Genomic DNA, 23,037 nt, shown 5'->3' with positions numbered 1-23,037 from the left:
CGTCAATACTTATAATATAATCTTTAAGGTCTTTTTACAAGGTCTTAATAAACAATGACATTTATTTCTTGCTCACTCGATTCATTCGGAATAAATGCAACTCACATATTAAACAGCTGTTGAATGCTCTAGGCATTTAGCTGCAGACAGGACGTCGGACAAACCTAGTCCTACTGCAGAGGCTGTGTTTGACTTAATCACTAAAAGTGGGGAATTAATATGAACAATACAGTGAACATATTAGGAATAGACTTTCTAAATACAACGATTAACAACTTTATAAATACACTTCAATCTCACCTTGAGGACCGTAAGAAGGCATTCGTCGTAACGGCGAACCCTGAAGTCGTGATGAAGGCGCGTAAAGAAGAAGATTTTATGAGTGTCATCAAAAACGCGGACTACGTGACAGCAGATGGAATCGGCATCATTAAATCAGCAGGTCTTCTCGGACTTCCGCTCCCTGAACGCGTGACTGGTTTTGATCTGACCCTTCGCCTGCTAAGCCTTGCGAATGAGAAAAACTACAGTGTTTATCTGCTTGGCGGTCAGGACAAGGTGATTGAAAAAGCTGCAGAAGCGATTGAAGCGGAATATCCAAACGTGACCGTCGCCGGTTATCATCATGGATTCTTTGATCTGAACGATGATAAAATCCCGAGCACGATCGAGCACATTAAACCGGACATCGTTCTCGTTGCTCTCGGTGCCGGCCGCCAGGAAGCCTGGATCAGCCAGCATCTTTCCCGCTTCGAACACGGTATCTTCATGGGAGTCGGCGGCACATTTGATGTTCTTGCCGGAGAAGTGCAGCGTGCACCAGAAGTTTGGCAGAAGATGAACCTGGAGTGGTTCTACCGCCTAGTGAAGCAGCCATCCCGCTGGAAACGGCAGATCGTTCTTCCGCAATTTGCTTTTAAAGTTCTTCAACTCAAAATGCAGCAGATGACGAAAGTTCCAGTCCGATAAAATTTCATCAAACCATCCCTGGAAAGGAAAGCATTCTTGCTTCTCCTGCCGGGGATTTTTTATTGGACTGTGCAGTATTTCCAAATATTTATATTTTTATACATTAGATTGGAATTTCTATGATATAATTCGATAGACAAAAATAAAAATTTTGACAATAACCATGTTGTTTCTGTTGCAACCTACAAGAATAGACAATTCTTTTCGACCCTTATGAGAGTATACAGAAACATATCTTGAAATTGATGAGGTGTCATATGCTTTACGTTACACTGTTCGTATGTTTTCTAGCATCGATCATACTAACACCTTTAGTAAAAAAAGCCGCCTTCTTCATCGGAGCGATCGATAATCCCAACAACCGAAAAGTACATGCGAAAGTGATGGCTCGTGCAGGCGGACTCGCTATTTTTATCAGCTTTTTAATCGGCTTCTGGATTTTACACCCGGAAAGCCCATATACCATGCCCATCCTAATGGGGTCAGCTATCATTATTATGACCGGTTTACTCGATGATATTTACGAATTATCACCAAAAGTAAAACTGGCTGGCCAGATCGCAGCTGCTCTCTGTGTTGTCGTTTCCGGAGGCATTCAGGTACATTTCATCAACCTTCCCTTCGATGGGCGCCTGGAGCTGGGCTGGTTCAGCATTCCGCTAACGGTTCTGTGGATCCTGGCAATCACTAACGCGATCAACCTGATTGACGGTTTGGACGGGCTTGCTGCAGGTGTTTCTTCTATAGTACTGTTTACGATTGCCGCAATGGCCTTTATCATGGGCAACGTCCTTGTTATGGCTATTGCAGGTATCGTTTTAGCTGGAACTCTTGGATTTTTGTTCTACAACTTTCATCCCGCTAAAATTTTCATGGGGGATACGGGAGCATTGTTCCTAGGATTTATCATCTCGGTCGTATCACTCCTCGGGTTTAAAAACGTTACGTTGTTTTCCCTTGTGGTCCCGGTGATCATCCTTGGTGTTCCCATATCTGATACAATCTTTGCGATCATCAGACGGATTCTGCATAAGCAGCCGCTGTCAGCACCAGATAAATCGCATCTGCATCACTGCCTGCTGCGCCTGGGGTACTCCCATCGCACAACCGTATTGCTCATCTATGCGATGAGCGCAGTATTCGGAATTGCAGCGATCCTCTTCTCTACATCAACGCTTTGGGGCTCATTGTTCATTATCGCCATACTTACCCTTGGCATTGAGCTTGTTGTTGAGGGAGTCGGACTGGTTGGCCAAAATTACAGACCCGTATTGAACGCCATCAGGCGGCCTAATAAATAGGAAGAAAGTGAAAAGGGGCTGTCCAGAAANNCTTGGACAGCCCCTTTTTTTGGCGAGTCTGTCCGGATGTCGTTTTTTTGTGAATCCCCCTGGCCGTATGTTAGTTTCCATAATGTCCGTTTGGCTCGTATTTTTTTTATTTTGGCTCGTATTTTCTTATTTTGGACAGTATTTTCTCTGTTTTGGCGGGTAAATCATGTGTTTTGGACAGTAAATGAGTATTTCAGCTCCAAAAAGCCGCTTTGAGCGCCCCTGAGTAAGCTTTAAAACCCCCCCAAATTAGTCCTTTTTTAAAAAAACTGCTGCCCCAGCCGTCCTTTTCGATTTTAAAATGAAAAAAAACATCCACTCCCAGGAGGCTGTCCTCCCGGTATGGATGGTTTTCTCAATTTGTCTATTAGCGGTGCCTGACACCGCGACAACTGGCACCGCGCCATTAACACGGTTATTGGTTCTCTCCGCCGCCTGGGTGTTTGAAGTCTACAAAGGCTGGCGTGATGTTGATGGAGTTGATATTGTGCACGAATAAGACGGCATCAATATCATGCTGGTCAATGTATTCATAGACGCTCTTCTGTTTGTAGTGGCGCATATCTATGATCCGTGTCTCGCTAAAGTTGCGGGACACGAACTGAATCATCGGGTTCACATACGAATCCTTCAGAATCAGCACTTTAGGTCCATTTGGCTTGTTGGGGTTCTTGATGACAGCCTCCGATACATCTCCAGAGAAATAAGTCTCATAACGGTTGGCATATGTCCCTTCTGACTTTAACTTGGACATGTCATAAAATTTATGGCCACACGTTTTTCGATAACAGATGGAAATCGGCTTTTCTTTGAACTTCGGCTTAGCAATCGTGATCGTATCCGATTTGGAAGCATACGACTTCGTTGTTTTCCGTGCGTCGGATCCATAAAATGTCTCAGGAGCCTCTTTCCATGTAAACTGGCTTTTCGGAATCGGCTTGCCCACACCAGGATGCTGTTTGCTCATTTCATCAATAACCTTTTCATACGCATAATGAGCTGCACGCGGTTTCCAGTGATGGTCGGTATGGAAATACATATTGTCCTCTTGAAGATGAGGCTGAATAGTCGGCCTTAAATCCATTGCATGAACATCCTTTGAGAAACCTGCCATCAGCTTGTCCGACAGTTCATTGCCGTGAGCCTCGATGTAATCCGGGAGTTTTTTCTCCATAATGGTGGATTTATTCGGTGGCAATGCAAAATATACATCAATGTTTTTCTTTTTCAGCGTATGAGCGAAGGAATTGACCTTATCGTTTACTTCCTTCGTCTTATCTTTCGGATGCACCGGATTGATCAGGTAGCCATTCTTGAGAGAATACACATCCCGTATCTCATCCTTCTGCATGATGTATTTATCAACCGATGCATTGGCTTCAATAAAGGCCTGTCTGCCCGGGAATTGATCATTAAAATAGGCTTCAAATTGTTTAAAATAATCCCCGGAAAGCAGCCTCTGAACCGTCGCATCCGGGCGCATTTTCAAATCCCTGTTCTCCAAGGCTGACACGTGCTGATCATCCTTCAGCCATGTCCATAATCCAAAGCCAAAGATGAACAGCAGCAAAAATCCAACCAAAACAATATCAGCAGCTTTTTTCTTCATGACTTGATCCTCTCCTTTCTCTATGAAATCTTTTAGAAACGGAAATAAATGAATGGGTTAAACGAATTAGACACCATGTAAACGACGGTAATGACGAGGATGACAGCATAATAGCTTGTCACCGCGATATCCCGGCCGAAAATACGGATTCCTTGGGATATTTCCGCTTTGTCCTCGACCTTGTCGATCAAGAGCTTTAATAATGGCGTTGATCCAATGATGGCGAGCAGGATGACTACTCCATACTGGGTAAGATAATAAGAAACATGTGTGTCCCAAAGACCTGTACCATTGAATCCAAACATGGTCTGAATGTAAGCATAAGCGTAACTGAACGTTTCAGAACGGAAGAACACCCAGCCGATAATCACGATAAAAACAGCATAAGAGTGCTGGATAAAACGCGGCAGCTGTTTGAGCAGCTTTCCGAGGAACGCCTTTTCAAGCATGATGAATGCTCCATAATACAGACCCCATGCGATAAACGTCCAGCTCGCACCGTGCCAGATGCCAGTTGCCATCCATACGATGAACAGGTTCCAGTAGGTTCTCATCTCCCCTGTTCGGTTTCCGCCAAGTGGGATGTACACATAATCACGGAACCAGGAGCCAAGCGAGATATGCCAGCGGCGCCAGAACTCACTGATGGAACGTGAGATGTAGGGATAGTTGAAGTTTTCAAGAAAGTCAAAGCCAAACATCTTGGCCAGCCCGATGGCCATATCGGAATACCCCGAAAAATCAAAGTAAATCTGAAGGGAGTAGGCGATGATTCCGATCCAGGCAAGACTTGTCGACATGCTTCCCGGGTTCTGGGCGAAAATATGGTCAGCCACATAAGCGCAGCCGTTGGCGAGGATCATTTTTTTTCCCAGCCCCATAATGAACCGCTTTGTTCCGTATGCAAACCGCTGGAACGTCTCAAAACGCATTTTAAGCTGGTCAGAAATCGTATGATATCGGACGATTGGCCCTGCGATCAGCTGTGGAAAAAACGCGATATAAAGCGCCAGGTTGATCGGGTTTTTCTGCGCTTTTTCTTTATGGTAGACATCGATCACATAGCTTATGGCGTGAAACGTAAAGAAGGAGATTCCCAACGGCAGCGGAATCTTAGGAATATCGATGCCCGTCCCCAACATTGCGTTAATATTATCCACGATAAAGTTCGAATACTTAAACACACCAAGTAGAAGCAGGTTAGAAACAACCATGGCTCCCATGATCCACTTCACCTTCGTTGTGTCCTCACGCTTCGCATCGACGATCAATGCAAACACATAGTTCATCGCGGTGGAAAAGAGCATGATAATGGCAAACCGCGGTTCACCCCATGCATAAAAAAACAAACTAGCACCGAGCAAGACCGTATTCTTAAACGGACGCGGAGAAAGGAAATAAAGCACCAATACGATTGGCAAGAATAAAAACAAGAATACAGTTGAACTAAAAAGCATAAAAAAAGTCCTTTCGTTTGTACTTTATTTTGTAAACATTTTTTAAAGAAGCCGTAAATGCCCCCAAAAATTCGACAAATTTCTTTCCACTCATAGTATTCTTAGAGATAATTGGTTTTTTGACAACCGGTTTCCATCTTTTTAGTTCAAACTTCTGGAAATTACGAAAAGCTGAAGCGCCCTGCAAAGGTCCGACAAGCGCTGGAGCTCTTACACAGCAACACGTTTTTTTGTGTTGAGAGGTAAGAGTGAAGCGTCTCGAGGAACTATGCTGAAGCTAGAAAAAAAAAAAGCCAAGGACCGCTAAAGTCCTTGGCTTGCTAGGTTATTCCGTTATTTTCAGTCCGATATTATTTGCTTTTGTAGAGTAAAAATCAAATTTGCGGTCCTTATAGTTGATTTCGTTTTTTAAGATACGTTTGATATTGATCAGTTCATAATCGTTGTACCGGATGAAAACCGTAAAGAATGCGTTCTTCAATTCGTTCAGCTTCTCATATGGGATACGGAATCCTCCTTTATTGCCGTTGATCTTGAAATCCGCTTGAATTTCATTAACATAGTTTTTTCTGTCCCTGATCAACACCGTGTTTACATTGGCAAGGTAATTGCCGTAAATTTCGAAGGTCTGCACATACTCTTCATTTTCGGTATAGGAATCGATAGCCCGTGCAAGCATCGGGATCCGGATGTGCTGATACTTGTCTTTTAAAAAAGGAAGCTCATAATACGGAAGCCCTTCTTTGATCACGTATTTTTTGTTCTTTTCTCTTTTCAGCCACGTGAACAGCCTGATGAAATCATCGATCCGGTTCTCCAGAAAAAGATCAGCCGCCGCTCGGTATAACGGAACCTGGAAAGTCTCCCTGATGTCATAGCGAAGGTCTTTGGCCATTGCCATTGCCTCGCGGAGCACGTCAACAAACGCCTCTTTTTCATCCGATTTTACAAACACCTGGCTGTCAAAGGTCTTGAACATATCGATTTCGTACAGACGTGTTAACGCTGCTCTCTCTTTTTCAACAGGCAAATTCTGCGCTTTAATATGCTGTATGACCTTCAGATCGCAGCGCCGTTTATCCAGCACAGAAGTGACCTTTGTGAGTGAACCAGGATTTTCGTCAGTCCGGTTGACGTAAAACACCGGCTTTGTTGTCGTAGAAATCGTATCTACATGGAAAAAGACATCACAGAAAAACTGCTTGTCCTCTCCAAACTTCATATCCGGGAAGCCGATATCATGCTCTTTGAGAAGATCCAGCTTTACCGCCCTCGCCCGTGGTCCCATATGGTAAAACATGCGGGGAATTTCGTACGGTGTGATGCTGCGCCTCTCTTTTACCGACTCATGCTCGCCGATCACAGTCTCAGAATCCGAGGTGACTTTGATCGTTTTCCCGACCGCATAATCATCACCGGTTTCCTCGAGGATGTTCACGAGCGTCTCCAGCCCGTCTGGCTCAAGCCAATCGTCGCCGTCTAAAAACGTGATGTACCTTCCCGTTGCGAGCTCGATCCCAATGTTACGCGGAGTACCAGGTGTTCCTGTGTTTTCTTTTAAGGAAACCACACATATGTTTTTATGCATAGACGCATACTGATGAAGAATTTCCTTCGTCTTATCCGTGGAGCAGTCGTCCACGATAATATATTCTATGTCATCGAAGTCCATGGTTTGATGGATGACTGAATCAACGGTCTTTTGAATAAACGTCTCTACATTGTAAGCCGCCGTAACGACGGTTATTTTCTTTTTGCGGCCAAACCATTTGGCCAGCCTCCTCGAAGGGTGATTCACGATTTCGATTTTATCACTCTGAAGTATTTCTCTGGCTGTCTGCCGAAAAGGTGAAGACATACGATCCCTCCAATAAAATATTGAATACATACGGCCTTATGTTCCCCAGATGTCTCCTTAATAAAACATAAAAACCTTCATGAAAAAATTCATGAAGGCATGCGGACTATATTGTAAAAGTATTAAGCATGAAAGGAATCCGGCCGCTCGGTACGTAAACCGAAATGGTAGAGTATAGCCTCGACGATTCGCCGTGATGCCTGTCCATCTCCGTATGGATTGGACGCTTTCGCCATTTCCTCATAGGCCTGGCTGTTGGTTAACAATTCTTTTGTGATCGTATAGATGTTTTCTTCTTCTGTTCCGGCAAGCCTTAACGTTCCTGCTCCGATTCCTTCTGGACGTTCCGTGTTGTTGCGGAGCACGAGCACCGGAACACCGAGTGACGGTGCTTCTTCCTGCACACCGCCGCTGTCTGTCAAAATCAAATGGGCACGTGAAGCGAAGTTATGAAAATCGATGACGCCGAGCGGTTCGATCAAGTGAATTCTTGGATCGTCACCTAAAATTTCGTTAGCCAGCTCTTGAACGGCTGGGTTCAAGTGAACAGGATAGACGACCTGCACATCCGAGAAGTCTTCCACCATTCTTTTAATGGCGCGGAAAATATTTCGCATTGGTTCACCGAGGTTTTCCCTGCGGTGAGCCGTAACAAGAATTAGGCGGTCATCTCCCACCTTTTCAAGCACTTCATGCGTGTAAACGTCCTGAATGGTCGTGGCTAACGCATCAATCGCGGTATTTCCTGTTACGAAGATGCTGTCTCCATGTTTATTTTCATCCAGCAGGTTGCGGGCAGCAGCCGGTGTCGGTGAAAAATGGAGGTCAGCGATCACACCGGTAAGCTGGCGGTTCAACTCCTCAGGAAACGGCGAGAACTTGTTATGCGTCCGCAATCCAGCCTCAACATGGCCGACCGCGATCTGCTGATAATAAGCGGCCAAGCTCGCCACAAACGTCGTCGTTGTATCCCCATGGACCAGCACAAGGTCCGGTTTGACATCGATCAGGATCCCTTCCAGTCCGGTAAGTGCCTTCGTCGTAATCTGGCTTAGCGTCTGCCGGTTCTGCATGATATTAAGATCGTAGTCGGGTGTGATGTTAAACGTATCGAGCACCGAATCAAGCATCTGTCTATGCTGAGCCGTTACTGTCACAACAGGCTCGATCTCTTCCTTGTACTTTTTCAGCTCCATGACGAGCGGAGCCATTTTAACGGCTTCAGGCCGAGTGCCGAAAATCGTCATTACTTTAATTTTCTTCTTCATATTTATACCTCGCTCAGTACAACTGTGTAGGCTGTATGTATTCATTAATGATTCATGCTACCTTTATTTTACGCTGTAGTCAATCAAGCCACAATCAGTAATTCAATTTTTTGTAAATCTGGTGTGATTGAACCGCCAGCTATCACCCCTTCTTATTGGAGAAAAAAGACTTGAGGGTCTCTTTTAAGCGTCAGTATGCGATTTATAAATAAGTTTTCGCAGCATCTTAAAAAAATGTGTTCAATTAGGTTTAGATGAGAGACAGGCGGGGTACATAGCTAATATAACCACCACCTAACCCCTAACCCCTGAAAAGAGAGTTATCCTTTTGGATAACTCTCTTTTTTTACTGGTTCATTTTTAACGAGATCTGCTGAATAAATGGCCGATTTCATGGCGTCCCCGTTCATTAGTTTTCGGAACGCAGAACCTGATACTTCAATTGTTCCATTAAACCCTGTGATCCTTACCTTCGTAGGCCGGGTATACTTTTTTTCCACGATCTTGATATCGACTACCTCACCAATATTGAACGAAGCAGCCCTTTTGCTGATCTCTTCAAAACTTAGTTCGTACGTCCACCAGTTTTTCGCGTATTTCGACTGATCATAAGGATCTGGCTTACCGACTAAATAAGGAAGATCCGTACTCCAGACGAATCCAGAACCCACCGTGTACCCGCCGGCTGAGGCAGAAAAGTAAGCATTGATCAAGGCACCTTTGTAGGTGATGACCTCGCCTTTTGTCTCACCATTGATGATGGCATTGACGTTGGCTGCTTCCTGGCCCACACCTTTATAAACCTGTGAATCGACGGTGTCGTAAACGTCCCATTTGCCTGCAGGACTAAGGTGCTTTAATGCATAGGTTCTAGCAGCGAGTGTTTGGGCCTTGATGGCTTCAGGATGCCATTTGGAACTGACCTCTGATGGCACCACTCCCTGCAGATATGTTTCCACGTTTAAGCGGTTGATGACATTGATTCGTTTCTTTTTATTGTCGGAAAACGACACTTCCAGCACACCATTGTAATTCATTTTCTTATGAGACAAATATTTTCCTTTTACAGAAACCACTTTAAACGGCTGATCAATATAGGCCGTTTCGTCCCCGTTAGTAAGTAGAAACTCCCCGTCTTCCACGGTAACGTTCGTTGGAGTTTGAGCAGCCGGTTCAAACAATACATTGCCCTGCATGTCCTGGATGGAATAGCTCCCTGTTCCGTTCAAGTCAACCGATGCTTTTTCTTTTGAGAGGCAGACACGAATATTCTGTTTCGACGTGTCGATTTTTTTAAAATCAACCCCGGTGTAATAATACTTCAGGATATCATGATAACCGAAGCCTTTTTGCGCCATGCCGAGTGCTCCCCATTGCGTCATTCCAACAGCGTGGCCCCACCCTTTTCCGGAGAAAGAATAGCCTTTGTAGGCAGGCGAAACAGTGGCTTTCAGCACGAGCCTCGTCAGCGTTTTCGGTCCGGCAATCCCGTTGTCTTTATACTTGATCGACTGCTGGAATTTGCGAAGGGCTTCAAAGGTATTTTTCCCAAACACTTCGTCAACACCTACCCTGTATCCCGCTTTCGTCAGGTAAGCCTGAAGCAGCCGGACATCAGGTCCCTGGTGGCCAGATTTTAGTGTCCGCTTAAAGCCTTCCGGGTAAGGCACCGGTACAGCTGGAGCCAGGGGCTTTGCCGCTGATGCCGTTGTATTTGCCTTTACGATGGCGTTTAATGTTTTGAAATCTGCCGTTCCAGTAGCGTTCAGCTTATTCTTTTTCTGAAAGCTGACCACCGCATTATAGGTTTGAGTTCCGAATTTCTTGTCCGCCTTAAGGGTTTGTCCAAGCTTAATCAGATAGGACTGGAGCTTGCCGACATCATTTCCGCTCATCCCCTTTTTTAGATCCCTGCTGAAGCCTGATGGATAGGCAGCTCTTTGTGCTTTTTTGGGGGCGGTTTCTTTCTTCAGGTCCAGCTGGAGCTGTTTCACACTTGTGCCCTTGCTCCCCATTTTTAAAGCAGGCGAATCCGCTGCAGCTGCCTCGGCAGACGGAAAGGCGATGGAAACGGCCATGGATAAAACCAGTAAACTTTGAAACTTCTTTTTCTTCATCTTCTCCCCCTGCATAAGTCCTTATAAATTGTATAAATATGTATTTAATTACGACTAATTACATAGTAAGGAAAAATAACCCATTTTTCTACAATTATTTTAAATTTTGTAAAATTTTCATTCGACATAGATAGAGCGAGGGCCATCTATCCCCCGCCAAATCTATTACTCTTTCCTTTTTGAAGGACACGTATAAAAGGAGCCGGAATGCTGACCTGTCTTGCAGGCTCAGCATACACGGCATTCTGCGATAAAGCTGGCTGGGCTGCTGTTTGCTTTTTGTGCAGCTCAAGTAACTTGCTTGCCAGCAAAAATCGGGTGCTGGCATCCAGTATTCCTGTTTTATTGAGTCTGTGTTTCTTTTGAAATAACTTCACAGCGGTTTTTGTAAGGATCTCCAGATTTACAGACTTTTTCACAGGAATTGGACGAATAAGTATATTCAGCTTTGAACGCAATGGATCTCTCACTGCCTTTCTATCCTCATCCGAATGCAATACGGCTAATATGGCCGCAAGCACTGCCTTTCTATCAACTTGGTGTGCTGATCGTTTTCCAGGAGGTTTTTATCTTGAAATAAAAAGGCTGATTGGATGATGAATGTTGATGGATGAAAAGACAGACTTAAACGCCAAGGCATTTGCAGAGATTTATAGTAGTTATATCGGCAGGTTTTCTCTATTTTTGAATACCTTTAAGACAAAAAAGTGGTGCCTGGCACCTCTTTTTGACAATTGTCAAAACAGGGTGCCAGGCACCGATAAATTCTGTTAATATATTATTGATTTGGAATAGACATCCAATAAATAGTTTTATATGATAGAAATGCCATATATATGCAAGTGACAAAGGGAGCAAATATATTATGCTGGGAATAGTAAAAAAGGTTATGGAAGGATACTCTTCCGCAGATATTAAACGATTTAACAAGCAAGTACAGCAAATCAATGAGCTTGAAGCCCAAATTTCACTCTTATCGGATGAGGAGCTGCAGCAGAAGACACCTTATTTTAAAGAATTGCTGAACAGCGGAAAGACGCTGGAGGATATCAAGCTGGAAGCTTTCGCGGTTGTCCGGGAAGCCGGCAAACGGATCCTCGGCCAGCGCCACTATGACGTACAGCTTCTCGGAGGACTCGTCCTTCATGAGGGCTCGATCGCCGAAATGCAGACAGGGGAAGGGAAAACACTCGTTGCCTCACTGCCAAGCTATCTGAACGCGCTTGAAGGAAAAGGCGTTCACGTTATCACAGTCAATGAATATCTCGCAAGCCGTGACTTTGAAACCATTGGGAAGATCCATCGTTTCCTTGGCCTTGAGGTCGGTTTGAACACATCACAGATCTCTAAAGAAGAGAAGCAAAGAGCCTATTCCGCCGACATTACATACGGAACGGGCAATGAGTTCGGTTTTGACTATTTGCGCGATCATATGGTGCTTCACTCTACTGAAAAAGTGCAGCGCCCGCTTCAATATGCGATCGTCGATGAGATTGATTCTATTTTAATCGATGAAGCAAGAACTCCGCTGATCATCGCCAATAAATCACAGCTGTCGGCTGATCTTTTCTATATTACAAACCAGATCGTCTCCATGTTTAAAAGAGATGATCATTATGAACTTGTTGCGGATACGAAGCAGCTCTTCCTTACCGAGAAAGGTGTCCAGACGATCGAGCGTTCTTTCGGCATCTCCAACCTCTTTGATGAAGAGCATCAGCTGCTGTTCCATTTTGTTCTTCAATCTCTTCGTGCCCACGCGGTCATGAAACGCGATGTGGATTACATCGTAAGAGACGGGGAAGTAATGCTTGTTGATTCGTTCACCGGACGCGTTATGGAAGGACGAAGCTACAGTGACGGGCTGCAGCAGGCGATCGAAGCAAAAGAAGGGCTTGAGATTAAGGACGAGAACGAGACCCAGGCGACCATTACCATCCAGAACTATTTTAGAATCTACAGCAAACTGTCCGGCATGACAGGTACAGCGTCTACGGAAAAACAGGAATTTTACAACACGTATCATTTGAATGTCGTTGAGATTCCTACGAACCGCCCGAGACAGCGTGTTGACCTGCCAGATGTTGTCTACCGCACACTTGCTGATAAGTTCAAACGAATCGTAACCGATATCAAATCATTTCACGCGACCGAACGTCCGATCCTTGTTGGAACGACCTCCATCGAGCAATCCGAACACCTGGCTTCCCTTCTCGACAAGGAGAGCCTGCCATACCTGATCCTGAACGCAAAAAGCGAAGAACAGGAAGCGCGCATCATTTCCATGGCCGGGCAAAAAGGAACGATCATGATCGCGACGAACATGGCCGGACGCGGTACCGATATCCTGCTTGGTGAAGACGTATCTGATCTCGGCGGACTCCATATTATTGGAACGGAACGCCATGAAAGCCGCCGTATTGATAACCAGCTGCGCGGACGTGCCGGACGCCAGGGAGACCCAGGTTCCTCCCAGTTCATTCTGTCTCTTGAAGACGAGCTCTTCAGCAAGATGGATAAAGAAGAAATTGAAAAATGGATTAAAAAAGCCGAAACAAACAGTACAGGGGAAGTTATCAAGCCTGACCCTCTTAAGTTTGTGAACAAAGTACAGCTTTCCATTGAGGGAATCTTCTATTCCGCACGTGAACACCTGCTGAAGGTGGATAACGTTTCCGATCAGCAGCGCAAGGTCGTTTATGCGCTGCGCAACCGAATCCTGGACGAACCATCGGTTTACCCTCTCATCCAGGACAGTACTAAGGAATATGCCACACATGTGGTCGACACCTATTGTGTGGAAGAACTGCCTTTTGAGGATTGGAATCTTAATGGCTTACGTGCTGACCTTCAAAAGATTTTCCCAGAACAGACGTTGACCGATTCTATGTTTAACGATATGGAAAAAGATGAGATCCAGGATGTTGTTGATAGGTTTTTGGCTGAGAGGAACAGCCTGATGGAACGCTTGGCTGCAGAGGAGAACATGGAGCGCGGCCATGAGGTGAAAGGCTTTATCCTCCGCTCTCTCGATACACTTTGGCTGATCCACCTCGAAACGATGAATTTTATAAAAGAAGGCATGCACCTGAAGAGCTATTCTCAGGAAGATCCTTACCGCATGTTTGAAAAAGACGCGTACGAAGCCTTTTTGGACATGCATAGAGAATGGAACCAAGAAATTACCATCCAGTTTGCGCCTGTTGTTCAATACAGCCAAACGGAATTAACCGGAGGACAGTAATGCTATCCTTTTTCAAAAAAAGCACAAATAGTAAAGATACAAACGAGGCATCCGTGGCGGTCGTAGAGCCGGTCCAAGATACGGATGCCAGCCAGGAACCCGTTGCTGAAGAGGCTGAAACTGTACTGCACATCCATCCGGAATGGGATATCACCGTTCAGGAGCGCTACGTGTATCAGTTTCATCATGCCCAGCTGCCTAAATTAAAACCGAACCAGATTTCGATCTCCAAAATTGATGTTGTGTCTGATGACGACAGTTTCATGGTGAACGCGTTTATCCGTAACACCCTGTCAAAGAGCATCCGTTTTGAGGAAGTCACATTGCTCCTTCTTGATACTGAAGGGACCGTTTTCGCACGGAAGACCTTTGACCTCGAGCTCATGGGCGATCTGCCGGCTAACACTTGCCAGCCGTGGATCTTCCTGTTTTCTGAAGAAGACCTGCTCGGAAACGGCTTTCCAGCCGAAGAAGAGTGGAGAATTGCGTTTGAACTTAAGAAGAAAGCACCGTCTGAGCACCAGCTCATGCTCCATGAAAGCTGGGAGAACAGCTTAAATGACATGCAGAAAACGAGGCTCTATGAGATGGTGAATAACCTTCCTCCTCTTACAGCCGGTGAGATCAACTTTATGGGAATCGAAGCCCGTATCGGTGAAAACAGCGATCTGTCTGTTACCCTGCTCATCCGCAACGGAAGCGACAAGGACATCAAGGTGGAGCAGCTGCCGTTATGCTTTGAAGACGCAAGCGGCGAGCTGACCGCCAAAGGAGCATTCCAGCTTACCGATTTTGAAGTGAAGGCCAATACGAGCAAGCCATGGACCTTCATTTTTCCGGAGGCGCTGCTCCTTAACAAAACACCTGATCTATCGGCGTGGAAGGTCTATCCTCCACAATCATAAAACAAAAGGAGAAACCCCGGCTGGGTTTCTCCTTTTTCATTTATTGCGTCTGCAGTTCCATCTTGTGCTTCATCTGAGGCTGACCTAAAAGACGAAGCGCACTGTTCACACTTTTACCCAGCTTTTGCCCCGGTATTAATTCCTTTACCGTAAGCTGGCCGCTGTTCATAAATGTATACAAGAACCATTTTCGTTCATAGCCTTCAAGGGAATGGCGGTACCCGCTTATTAATTTTTGAGTATTGCGGTCAAACAGAAATTCCTCCAGTTTATACGAAAAACGCGAGCCAGAGAACATCATTGAATTCATTGGCAGGATCGGCAGCATCTGATGGCGCAAAACATGTTCCGGCAGATAAAGGTCAAGCAGCTGATGAGGATAGTCATTCAATTTATGCAGGTTTGTGATGCTTTGCAGTGCAGGCAGAATAGAGATCCTTCCATAGAAAGTCGTAACGATCATGCTGTCGTTCTCGACTTCAAAGGTAAAGACGATCTCATTGTCAATAATGGCGGTATTCCGTCCGACGATCACCATCCGTTCCGGTTCACACCATAACGTATTCATAAATGATTGCAGGGAAACAAGACTCATGTTCGGACCAATGCGTATGTTCCATCGGTAAGCCGCATGCTTCGTTATATATAATGTTCGAATGTTTTTTTTATATAGAGAAAAGTAATTACGATGGCGGTTTTGATATCCTTTTATCCTCAATCCAAGCAAGGTTTTAAAAGAATGATAGTACCATTCGTTTGTTTGATGAGGAACAATATTACTTTTCCAGTCATGGACTTCAATTGCCCCTGCCTTCATGGTGTGGACCCTTCCCTCAATTACATATTCCAGTAGTATATTAATATAATATTACCATTTATTATCCAAAAATAGAGTACTATATTCCTATTATGGGAACGAATGGGCAAAAAGTCAATGACTCTCCAGCCGATTTTTCAAAGATTTCATGAATTTATTTGGACAATGAAACCTTTCGGAAAATCCGCCGTCTAATCTTATAAATGCAGCTCATTTCTTATGAAGGGACGAATGATGGTAAACACGGACAGAATGCTCCTCTAAGCCCGGCTGTCCATTGCAACTCATTTGTGAAAAGGGAGATCAAAACATGAAAAAGGGGATATTTTTCTTAGGGTTATTTGCTTTATTGCTCGCAAGCTCCTTCATCCTTCCAAACCAATCCGTTACAGCCTCAAAATCATCTGAAGTATACACTTCCGGTCCAAAAACGAAAAAGGTAGCGGCCCTTACCTTCGATGACGGCCCTGATGGAAAAACAACCGATCAGATTCTTTACATTTTAAAAAAATATCATGTTAAAGCCACCTTTTTTGTTGTCGGAAAACAGGTGAAAGCCTATCCGTCAGTCATTAAACGGATCCACAAAGACGGCCATTATATCGGCAACCACACCTACAGCCATCCTTCCCTTAGCAAGTCAAACCAAACCAAAATCCGCTCTGAACTAACCAAGACCAATCAGCTCCTGCGCCCCCTCATCGGATATCAGCCAGCCGTTATGAGACCTCCATACGGAAGCTATAACAATATCGTCATCTCTGAAGCGAAGCGTGCCCACATGAAAGTCGTCATCTGGTCAGTGGATACCCGCGACTGGTCTGGTGTTTCTACAGGCACCATCCTGAATACAGTAAAAAAGGAGACCCGCCCTGGAGCGATCATCCTCCAGCACACCATCCCCCATAAAAATATGAGCAACACAACAGCAGCCTTACCCAAAATCATCGAGCGTCTCAAAAAGCAAGGATACACCTTTGTCACCGTTCCCGAAATGCTCGGGATGAAGAAATAAAAAGCAAGTTCAAATTCAAAAAAGGGTGCCAGGCACCACGTTTTGACATATGTCAAAAGGCGGTGCCTGGCACCCAATTTTATAGATTAATAAAGTTGTTTAGCCCCTAGATAGCGGTCGGTCCAGTAGGACAGCCTAATGTCGCTGACTGCTACGCCGCGAGAGCCGCTGTGGACAAAATTATTATTGCCGATATAGATGCCCGCATGGGATGGCCCTTTTTTATAGGTTTCAAAAAATACGATGTCTCCCACTTTCGGCTGGCTTACCGTTTTTCCAGCATCCCAAATAGAAGCTACCGTTCTTGGCAGCTGTACATTTTGCTTTTTAAACAGATATACAAGGAATCCGCTGCAGTCAAAGCCTTCTTCCACCGTTTCGCCGCCCCACGTATAAGGCGTTCCGACAAGCTCTGCTGCATCACCTACTAGATTAATAACGCTGAATGGCTTGGCCGTTGTTTGCGGTTTAGCCGGTTCAATCCCCTTCTTTTTTACTTCAGCTTTGATTTTTTCAATGGTCTTGCGGTCGGCTACTCCCGTAACGGAAAGATTATAGGCTTTTTGAAATGATTTGACACTCGTCTCTGTCATCTTTCCAAAAATGTTATCTACCTTATATGTATAAAAACCAAGCACTTTTAAGTCGGATTGAAGCTGATAAACCTTGGGACCTACCGAATGCAGCCGCAGATCTGCAGATGAAGGAGGTGCCGTTTCATCTTCTTTTTTCTTTGCTTCGGCACTGATTATCGTGAGGGTCTTGCTGTCCGCCACTCCTGTAACCGGTAGCTTATACGCTTTTTGGAATGACTTGACGCTTGTCTCTGTCTTTTTTCCGAAAATCCTGTCCAGGCTATAATTGTAAAAACCAAGAGCTTTCAGATCAGATTGGAGCTCATGGACTTCGGAACCTACCGAATTCAAGCGAAGGATGAACGAAGACTCAGCCGGCTTCGGCTTAGCCGGGACAGGCTTTTGGCTTTTCACGGGAGATGCTGATGATGTCTTAAAAAGTAATCTTTGTGTCTTATCATCTGCTATTCCCGATGCCGATATTTTCTTTTCCTTCTGATAAGCCTTTACAGCATCGGCTGTCACTCTGCCGAAATAACCTGTAATCTTAGGGTATTTAAAGTACTTAAGCTCCTTCAGCTTCCGCTGAAGCCGCTCTACCTCATTCCCTTGAGAGCCTTGTTTCAGCGTTTTATAGGTGGCTTTCACCGTTTTTGAAGTACTGGCAGGCGGTTTGACCACTGGTTTCTGTGTGATCGCCCGGACGGTCATCTTGCCTGTTATGCCATCAATCACAATATGGTGCTTTTTCTGAAACTCTTTTACCGCGTTTGTGGTAACCGGCCCATAATAACCTGTAACATTTGAAGACTTTAAATAGCCCTGATGCAAAAGCGCCCGCTGCAGTTCCTTAACATCCGGATGCTTCATACCGTTCCGTAACACTTGATCTCCTAATGCTGCCTCTCCTTTGGACGGAAGAAGCAGAATTGCCCCCGCACAAGCAGAGGAAATGACCAGAGTTTTAACCGCGTTCGTGTTACCCTTTTTCAAATGCGTATCCCTCCTTATTCGACCATAAGTGCCATATACTACTAAATATATCGGAAGAAACTGGCAGATGACAAGTAAATTTTTTAACTTTTTTGTATATTTGGGTAGAACGAAGGAGACTTAGGTCTAATTGATTATAAAGGTTGCCAGGCACCATCGTTACACAAGTGTGTAACGGTGGTGCCTGGCACCCTTTCTTTGACACTTTTTATATTATAATACTTTCTTACTATTTTACTAGAATTTATTGGATAGTATTATTTTTGGTTAATTTTAACTACCAGGAGGAGAACTGAAATGAGTAAAAAGCTTAAAATTTCGCTGGCGGTGGTTTTCGTTGCCCTGCTTTCTTTTAGTACAGGTGCTTATGCCTCAACCAAATACTACCTGAACTTTAATGATAAAACGACCAAAACCGATGTAAGGATGATTAACAAAAAAGCATATGTCCCGTTGAATGACATCTCAAAACTGTTTGGCGGAAAGGTCAGCTACAACAGTAAAAAACATACGTATTATGTGAAAGCCAAAGATTATCATCCTGCAAACAGCCAAGTTAAGACATTCAATGTAAAAGCAACCGGTACTTCAGGGCCAATGAAAATCATCGTTTCAAAGGTTACTCTGCATCCGAGCTTCAAAAAAGACAGCTACTCTTCACATGTCCGTGCTGTGGTGATGGATGTTGCCGTTGAGAACACCAGCAAACAAACTGTTGAATGGTATCCTGCCCAAGGGGCACTCAACCTGAACACGAAGGAACAGGTGGAATTTTCACATCCTGATTCAGACCTTGTTGAGGGGACATTTAACGGACAAGTGATCAAAAAAGGAAAAGTCATTTATGAAGTTAAAAGCTCTTTAAGCAGTATCAAAAATCTAAAGTGGTCGATCAGCCAGCCGTTTGATAACAATTTAAATGGACTTGGACCTGATATTGTTGTTCCCATCACACTTATTAAATAACTTTAAAAAAAGCAAAGGATGGACACACGAGTGTCCATCCTTTTTGGTGCCATATTTTTGGTGCCAGGCACCGTTTTTTCGATTTTTTACACACTTGTGTAACCGAGGTGCCTGGCACCGATCAATAAATCTTTTATCGAATCTCAGCTTTAAGCTTGTAGGAATGGACAGAGGCGTTGCCGTACCGGTCTTTTACTTGGATGTGGTACGTGCCTTTACCCAGTGTTTTGTAAAGCACTTCTGAGTCGCCATTACCATAGTAATTGCTCTTGGCCACTTCCTTGCCGTCCTTGTAAACAGTGATCACGCCGTCAATATCTGCAGTTGTTTCGAGCGTAAGTTTTACGTTTGCTTTTTTGCTGAGGGACCATTTGTACCAGTCTGCATCAGTTTTGTTCTTGATCATATTGAAATAGCCTGTGCCGCTGTACGATTTGCTGCTGACCTTTTTCAGGCTGAGCGGCTTGGATGGTTTGTTTCCTTTGACGACTGATTTTGCATCTTCATCCTTGCGATTCACAGACTCAACTTTTAATGTGTACGGGATAAATGACAGCTCAGGTTTATAATCGAAGAATCCGATTCCTACGATAAAGTAGCCTTTGCCTTTTTTCGTTGTGAAGGAACCTCTTGTTTCAGATCCTTCAATTCCCTTATACACTTCCTTCAGCTTGCCTAGCTCTGACTCATCTACCCTGCGGTTGCCGTTCGTGTCTTCTCCCACAAGAACAAGACCATAATAATCGTTCAGCAGTTCACTAGGATACTTTGCTTTCAACTCTTTCGTAACTGCTCCTTTAGTCAAAGAAACATTAGAGATGCCCGTCTCTTTGGCTTTCATATAGAAAGCGTCCATGTCTCCAGGCATTGAGAACATGCCGGTTGCTTTGTTATTTTTAAGGTCCTTGAAATGGTCCATCATATCATTCGGCTCATTCGCGTCATCAGGATTGGACGCTAATAGCTTGGAGCTGAACTCATACGGATCATAGAGTGTAGATCCGTTCATTTTATTATTGGCGATTCTGACAAAATATTTTTTGCCTTTTTTCAGACCAGCAATCGCATGGTCTTCCAATGTTCCATCGAACCAGTCATTGCTGTAGTTGTCTCCAACTCTTCCAAGGTCCAGCTGCCATTCACCGTCTTCATCTTTATACTTCTCCAGCTGATAAATTTGAATCGCCGGCTTTTGGCCTTTTCCAAGATTGAAATCATAGATGCCGTCCTGTTTTGGAGAGAAAGAGAACCAGTCTTCATCCATCTGCTTTTGCAGAACTCCTGTTTCCTTTGACCCAAGAACATAAGGGTTGGCGTTGTCCACGATATCCTGCGGATCAATATCATTTTCTTGATTACTGATGATGATGATGATCTCTACATCCTGCTCGTGGGCTCTCTTACGCTCTATTTGTTTCAAAGCTGCATAATCTTTAACCGTAATTTCTTTGTTTTCCAGTTTTCCTTCTGGTGAATCCTCTTCAAAAGGAAGTCCGTCCTCATCTGGAGGAGTGACCTTGCTTTCGACATCAAGGCTATAGGAAATCGCAGAAGGTTCCGGAGACTCTTCATCGATCATATCGAAGTCCATGAAGAAGTCAAATATACCGTCAACGATCTCAGACTTATTCGTCGTGCTGATCAAGTAGTCAACGTTCGGAACCGCTTCAAAGACCATCGTCTCGCCTTCACCATAGCCGTTGGCGTTTTGATAGAACATTGGTTCAGGTCCGTTCATTTCCTCACCTTTGTCCTCATCACCCGCCACTTGGCTTACCGCTTCTGCATCACCAGGATCTTCATCCGTGACCTGCTCCTCCGCGTAAACCTTCAGCGTGCTGTTGACGCCAGGAACTCCAGTCGTTTTCACTTTAACGAGCTGAGGCTTGTCCACTTTGAATGTATAGAAGTCTTCATCCTCATTTTCACCAGTAAAGGTTCCTTTTGCGTGATACGGGAACGTACTGATGTTAGCAGGCTTATCCATCGTATTTTTATCAACCGGAAGCTCTTGAAGACGTTTGATTTTAAGCGTATATCGAGATGCAGCAGCCTTGGAATCATCAAAGTTTCCGTTGACGTCCTTCACTCCGATCGTCATATAGCCGCTGAAAGGCACTTGGAACAGTTTGCCTTCCGTTCCGTTAGCCTGAAGCTTATTAACGTCAAGCATCGTTGTGCTGTCCGTTCCGTAAAGGTTAAGCTTCAGCTTCAGGTCATAGTTTTTTGATCCTTTTAGAGAAGTCTGAATGTACTCCCCTTTGTTCACGTAAAACTTGACCCATTTTTCTTCATTGGCCTTCGTGATTTTTCCTTCTTTTACAAGGTCTTTGTTGTTTATAGGGAAAATCTCAGTCGCTGCGTCTTTAATTTCTTTTTCCGTTTGGAGCGGCTTAACCGATGCAGGAATGTTTTTGACATTAAACTTAAGGGCAGAGACAGGCTGGACAAGCCCGTGCGCGTACTTTGTATCATAGCCCTTGGAACCAAGGTCTTTTGCTGTATGTTCAAGTACATATTCGACCTGTGCCGGTTTGAGCGAAGGATACTTGGAAAGCAGCAGTGAAGCTGTACCCGCAACAACCGGAGAGGCCATGCTCGTTCCGCTCATTTTCTCAAACGTTGATTTCTTTTCATAATCATAAAGCGGTGCATAAATAGCCTCCCCTGGTGCTACTATGTCAACAGAGGGCCCATAGTTGGAATACCAGGACAGCTTGTTTTTTGCGTTTGTAGAACCTACACTAATGACGCCTTCAAAAGCGGCTGGGTAGAACGCCGCATCAGTAGCATTATTGCCTGCTGCAGCCACAACCGTAACGTTCGCTTTGATGGCTGTTTTCACCGCGTCTTCAATTAACGGAGAAGGCGCAGAGCTGCCAAGGCTCATGTTGATCACTTTTGCACCGTCATGAACCGCTTTTAAAATGGCATCGGCAATCGTATAATCGCTCGCACCCATACCGCGGTCAAAGACGTCATAAGACATGATTTTAGCATTAGGATTCACACCATATCCGCCAACCCCATTGCCTTTTTTAGCAGCAATAATCCCGCTGACATGCGTGCCGTGGAAATCAGGCATCGCCTGGTTCATCGGATCGTTCGCGTTATAGCTGGAAATGACCTGCCCTTTTAATTCAGGATGGTTTCTGTCCACTCCCTGGTCGATCACTGCAACCTTAACCGCATGTTTGCCGGCAAGCTCCTGGGCTTTCGCGATCTGTAAAAGTGACAGATGATACTGCTTGCCCGTTTTCGGGTCTGGCGCAGAGAGCGTTTTAGAAAGAATGCTTGGTGAAACGGACGCTACCTTTCCCATTTTTTGATAGATTTTCATTGCTTGTTCAAATTTTTTCTTGTTGTTGACTCGAACGACTGTGTATTTATATTGGCTGTACGACCGGATCACTGTCGCTCCCGCGTTCTTGTGATCTGTGGACGTCAGCGGTTTTGTGTACTTGATGACGAGCGTATCGTCACTGAATAAAGGCTTGTTGCTTTTTGCTGTGCTTCCTTTTGTGACGTTTTCAAGTTCAGTCATCGCCAGCGATTTCTTTGAAACTGACGGGACTTTGACTTCCGCTTGAACGGCAGAATATCCGCTGGCCAGCATGCTGGCAGACAGACCTACAGCCGCAATCTGCTTTTTCCAATTTTTCATGTGCTATCCTCCAAATTCAGCATAAAAAACAGTAAAACGATGTGGTGCTGCATGTTTCTTCTTTTCCCACCCCACTTTTTTGCATAGAGCATACCTTACGATTCGACAGCATTTACTAAACCCCTTTATTTTTTACAAAAATTGGTTGAATGGTGCCAGGCACCGTCGTTACACAAGTGTGTAATTGCGGTGCCTGGCACCCAATCAATTGCACCACATACAAAAAGCTCTCCGGATACTAATCGGAGA

Annotated in this window: 15 protein-coding genes; 6 read left to right on the top strand and 9 right to left on the bottom strand. The window is 44.6% G+C overall.

The window, feature by feature from the left end:
- Positions 1-219: 219 nt before the first annotated feature.
- The gene (locus P4361_RS01385; protein WP_328088009.1) at positions 220-969 is read left to right on the top strand and encodes a WecB/TagA/CpsF family glycosyltransferase; all 750 of its coding nucleotides are present in this window, start codon (positions 220-222) and stop codon (positions 967-969) included.
- 257 nt (positions 970-1,226) lie between these two features.
- A complete protein-coding gene (locus tag P4361_RS01380; protein ID WP_328088007.1) occupies positions 1,227-2,270 on the top strand; it encodes an MraY family glycosyltransferase in 1,044 nt (347 codons plus the stop codon).
- 445 nt (positions 2,271-2,715) lie between these two features.
- On the opposite strand, the gene P4361_RS01375 is transcribed toward P4361_RS01380, so the two are convergent.
- From P4361_RS01375 to P4361_RS01350, 6 genes are all read right to left on the bottom strand, one after another.
- A complete protein-coding gene (locus P4361_RS01375; protein WP_328088005.1) occupies positions 2,716-3,909 on the bottom strand; it encodes a DHHW family protein in 1,194 nt (397 codons plus the stop codon).
- 32 nt (positions 3,910-3,941) lie between these two features.
- Entirely contained in the window at positions 3,942-5,366 is a 1,425-nt protein-coding gene (locus P4361_RS01370; RefSeq protein WP_328088004.1) for an MBOAT family protein, read from the bottom strand.
- A gap of 325 nt (positions 5,367-5,691) precedes the next feature.
- Positions 5,692-7,224, bottom strand: a complete 1,533-nt coding sequence (locus P4361_RS01365) for a glycosyltransferase family 2 protein (RefSeq protein WP_328088002.1) — start codon at positions 7,222-7,224, stop codon at positions 5,692-5,694.
- A 122-nt stretch (positions 7,225-7,346) separates the two neighbouring features.
- The gene (wecB, locus tag P4361_RS01360) at positions 7,347-8,492 is read right to left on the bottom strand and encodes a non-hydrolyzing UDP-N-acetylglucosamine 2-epimerase (protein WP_328088000.1); all 1,146 of its coding nucleotides are present in this window, start codon (positions 8,490-8,492) and stop codon (positions 7,347-7,349) included.
- Positions 8,493-8,812: 320 nt separating this feature from the next.
- Positions 8,813-10,609 (bottom strand): SpoIID/LytB domain-containing protein, encoded by a 1,797-nt coding sequence (locus P4361_RS01355; RefSeq protein ID WP_328087998.1) that lies wholly within the window; start codon positions 10,607-10,609, stop codon positions 8,813-8,815.
- A gap of 146 nt (positions 10,610-10,755) precedes the next feature.
- A complete protein-coding gene (locus P4361_RS01350) occupies positions 10,756-11,079 on the bottom strand; it encodes a peptidoglycan-binding domain-containing protein (protein ID WP_328087996.1) in 324 nt (107 codons plus the stop codon).
- Between the two features lie 395 nt (positions 11,080-11,474).
- On the opposite strand from P4361_RS01350, the gene secA2 reads away from it, so the two are divergent.
- Positions 11,475-13,853, top strand: a complete 2,379-nt coding sequence (secA2, locus tag P4361_RS01345) for an accessory Sec system translocase SecA2 (protein ID WP_328087994.1) — start codon at positions 11,475-11,477, stop codon at positions 13,851-13,853.
- Positions 13,853-14,758 (top strand): accessory Sec system S-layer assembly protein, encoded by a 906-nt coding sequence (locus P4361_RS01340; protein ID WP_091002781.1) that lies wholly within the window; start codon positions 13,853-13,855, stop codon positions 14,756-14,758. The genes secA2 and P4361_RS01340 overlap by 1 nt, the downstream gene beginning before the upstream one ends.
- Positions 14,759-14,798: 40 nt before the next feature.
- On the opposite strand, the gene P4361_RS01335 is transcribed toward P4361_RS01340, so the two are convergent.
- Positions 14,799-15,575 carry a hypothetical protein gene (locus tag P4361_RS01335; protein ID WP_062237688.1) on the bottom strand — a complete coding sequence of 259 codons (777 nt, stop codon included), beginning with the start codon at positions 15,573-15,575 and terminating at the stop codon, positions 14,799-14,801.
- Between the two features lie 310 nt (positions 15,576-15,885).
- Here P4361_RS01335 and P4361_RS01330 point away from each other — a divergent pair, with 310 nt between their 5' ends.
- Complete coding sequence (locus P4361_RS01330; RefSeq protein ID WP_328087993.1) at positions 15,886-16,590, top strand: polysaccharide deacetylase family protein; 705 nt, start codon at positions 15,886-15,888, stop codon at positions 16,588-16,590.
- An 86-nt stretch (positions 16,591-16,676) separates the two neighbouring features.
- Here P4361_RS01330 and P4361_RS01325 read toward each other — a convergent pair whose 3' ends face one another.
- Entirely contained in the window at positions 16,677-18,158 is a 1,482-nt protein-coding gene (locus tag P4361_RS01325; protein WP_328087992.1) for a peptidoglycan-binding protein, read from the bottom strand.
- A 297-nt stretch (positions 18,159-18,455) separates the two neighbouring features.
- Here P4361_RS01325 and P4361_RS01320 point away from each other — a divergent pair, with 297 nt between their 5' ends.
- Positions 18,456-19,124, top strand: coding sequence for a stalk domain-containing protein (locus P4361_RS01320; RefSeq protein WP_328087991.1), 669 nt, complete (start codon positions 18,456-18,458; stop codon positions 19,122-19,124).
- Positions 19,125-19,257: 133 nt separating this feature from the next.
- Here P4361_RS01320 and P4361_RS01315 read toward each other — a convergent pair whose 3' ends face one another.
- The gene (locus tag P4361_RS01315; RefSeq protein ID WP_328087989.1) at positions 19,258-22,788 is read right to left on the bottom strand and encodes a S8 family serine peptidase; all 3,531 of its coding nucleotides are present in this window, start codon (positions 22,786-22,788) and stop codon (positions 19,258-19,260) included.
- Positions 22,789-23,037: the final 249 nt, after the last annotated feature.

Origin of the sequence: Fictibacillus sp. B-59209 (genome assembly GCF_036216745.1) — a bacterium.
Classification (GTDB): Bacteria; Bacillota; Bacilli; order Bacillales; family Fictibacillaceae; genus Fictibacillus_C; species Fictibacillus_C marinisediminis.
Note: the sequence above shows the minus strand (reverse complement) of the source record. Positions and strands in the feature narration are given on the sequence as shown.

What these genes read in the sequence shown, in the direction of transcription:
- P4361_RS01385 (WP_328088009.1), top strand. Translation starts at nt 220, where the DNA reads ATGAACAATACAGTGAACATATTAGGAATAGACTTTCTAAATACAACG.
- P4361_RS01380 (WP_328088007.1), top strand. Translation starts at nt 1,227, where the DNA reads ATGCTTTACGTTACACTGTTCGTATGTTTTCTAGCATCGATCATACTA.
- P4361_RS01375 (WP_328088005.1), bottom strand. Translation starts at nt 3,909, where the DNA reads ATGAAGAAAAAAGCTGCTGATATTGTTTTGGTTGGATTTTTGCTGCTG.
- P4361_RS01370 (WP_328088004.1), bottom strand. Translation starts at nt 5,366, where the DNA reads ATGCTTTTTAGTTCAACTGTATTCTTGTTTTTATTCTTGCCAATCGTA.
- P4361_RS01365 (WP_328088002.1), bottom strand. Translation starts at nt 7,224, where the DNA reads ATGTCTTCACCTTTTCGGCAGACAGCCAGAGAAATACTTCAGAGTGAT.
- wecB (WP_328088000.1), bottom strand. Translation starts at nt 8,492, where the DNA reads ATGAAGAAGAAAATTAAAGTAATGACGATTTTCGGCACTCGGCCTGAA.
- P4361_RS01355 (WP_328087998.1), bottom strand. Translation starts at nt 10,609, where the DNA reads ATGAAGAAAAAGAAGTTTCAAAGTTTACTGGTTTTATCCATGGCCGTT.
- secA2 (WP_328087994.1), top strand. Translation starts at nt 11,475, where the DNA reads ATGCTGGGAATAGTAAAAAAGGTTATGGAAGGATACTCTTCCGCAGAT.
- P4361_RS01340 (WP_091002781.1), top strand. Translation starts at nt 13,853, where the DNA reads ATGCTATCCTTTTTCAAAAAAAGCACAAATAGTAAAGATACAAACGAG.
- P4361_RS01335 (WP_062237688.1), bottom strand. Translation starts at nt 15,575, where the DNA reads ATGAAGGCAGGGGCAATTGAAGTCCATGACTGGAAAAGTAATATTGTT.
- P4361_RS01330 (WP_328087993.1), top strand. Translation starts at nt 15,886, where the DNA reads ATGAAAAAGGGGATATTTTTCTTAGGGTTATTTGCTTTATTGCTCGCA.
- P4361_RS01320 (WP_328087991.1), top strand. Translation starts at nt 18,456, where the DNA reads ATGAGTAAAAAGCTTAAAATTTCGCTGGCGGTGGTTTTCGTTGCCCTG.
- P4361_RS01315 (WP_328087989.1), bottom strand. Translation starts at nt 22,788, where the DNA reads ATGAAAAATTGGAAAAAGCAGATTGCGGCTGTAGGTCTGTCTGCCAGC.